Source organism: Streptomyces sp. LS1784 (assembly GCF_020103755.1).
GTDB lineage: Bacteria > Actinomycetota > Actinomycetes > Streptomycetales > Streptomycetaceae > Kitasatospora.
This window is the reverse complement of record NZ_JAHSQD010001042.1, coordinates 1-1,431: the sequence shown is the minus strand read 5'-3', so window position 1 is coordinate 1,431 and position 1,431 is coordinate 1. Positions and strand designations below refer to the sequence as shown.

The following is a 1,431-nucleotide window of genomic DNA, read 5'->3' as shown; positions in this document are numbered from 1 at the left end:
CGAGGCGGTGGACGCGCTGGTGGCGGTGCTCGCCGACTGGGCCCGCGGCCCGGGCGGCTGGGCCGGGCCCGCGACGACGGAGGGCGCCCGGCTGGAGCGGCCGGTCGGCGTGGTGACGATGGCCTCCTCGACCAGGCCCCAACTGGTCGGCAGCCTGGGCGCGCGGATCGCCGAGATCGGGCGGCTGCCGCTGCTCGGCCGGATCGGGTACGCCGGGGGGCTGCCCCCGCACGGTGCCCGCAGCAACAGCGCCCAGCGGCTGCACTCGCTGGCCGGCTCGCTGGTCCTGCCGCCGGAGGTGGAGCAGGCGGTGGCCGCCGCCGGGGGGCCGGTACTGCTGGTGGACGACCTCGTCGACTCGGGGTGGACGGTCACCGTGGCCGCCCGGCTGCTGCGCCGGGCGGGGGCGAGCGCGGTGCTGCCTCTGGTGCTGGCCGTACAGGGGTGACGGGCCAGCGGAAGGCCGCCGAAGGAGCCTTCTTGTTCACCCGAACGGCCTAACGGAAAGGATCAAGCGAAGCGATTTCGATCACACCGGTGGACCGACCCGAGAAAGGAGTGGCCACCATGTCAGTGGTGGTTCGCCCCGCCCTCCGAGCGCTGTGGATCAAGGCCTGGAGGCGCCTCCGCAGCGTTCGACCCGCCGTGGAACATATCCGGCAGACCATGGGCTATCGGATGGCGTTCATCATTTCATCGTTGCCGCTCTGCCCTCGATGCCCCGAGAATTGGAAGGTACCCGAGACCCGGTCCGCTGGACCCGCCCTTCGGCGTACCCAGGCACCCGCCTGCCCACGGGCCAGGAAGGAGGATCGTGATCAACGGTATCGGCCGAGGTCAGAATCCCTTCTCCGGGAGCCCGGAACCCAGACGGGTGCTGGATCTGGAGGCCTGGACCGCCTCGGGGATCCCGTTGCTGCGCGCCCCCCGCGAGTTCGTTCTGGAACTGCACCAGCGCCACCTGCCCCAGCCGGGCACCGTCGCGGTCGCCGTCCTGGACGCGCTCCACCGCCTCGTCGCCTCGGCCTCGTTCACCCCCTGGCCGCACGACACGGACGGCTGGCAGCACCGCAACGCCCTGCTGACACACCTGCGCCGGATCATCCCGCACGACCTGCGGCTGCCCGAGCCGACCCGGACGGCCGTGCTGCTGCGCTGCCGCGACGGCGCACCCGGCTGGACGGAGCAGGACGGCGCCTGGATGTGGGCGCTGCGGGACGCGTCCGTGCTGCACGGGCTGCGTTGCGGCGCGTACATCGGACTCACCCCGGCGGGCTGGCAGGTCCTCGGCGACGGGCGGGGCGGACGCAACCCGCACGCGGGCTCGTGGGCCGACGGGCCGGTGCACACCGTGACGGAACTGCCGCCGCGCAGCCAGCGCACCCGCCAACTGGCGGCCGACCCGGCCAAGCGCGCAGAGGACGCGGCCCG

At 73.6% G+C, this 1,431-nt stretch carries 1 protein-coding gene and 1 pseudogene; both read left to right on the top strand.

The genetic code is table 11. The features are described from left to right. Positions 1 to 448, top strand: a pseudogene (locus tag KS423_RS45455) (recombinase RecQ); the annotation flags it as partial. Between the two features lie 378 nt (positions 449 to 826). Then, a partial coding sequence (locus KS423_RS45450; protein ID WP_224285510.1) for a hypothetical protein occupies positions 827 to 1,431 on the top strand: 605 nt, incomplete at its 3' end.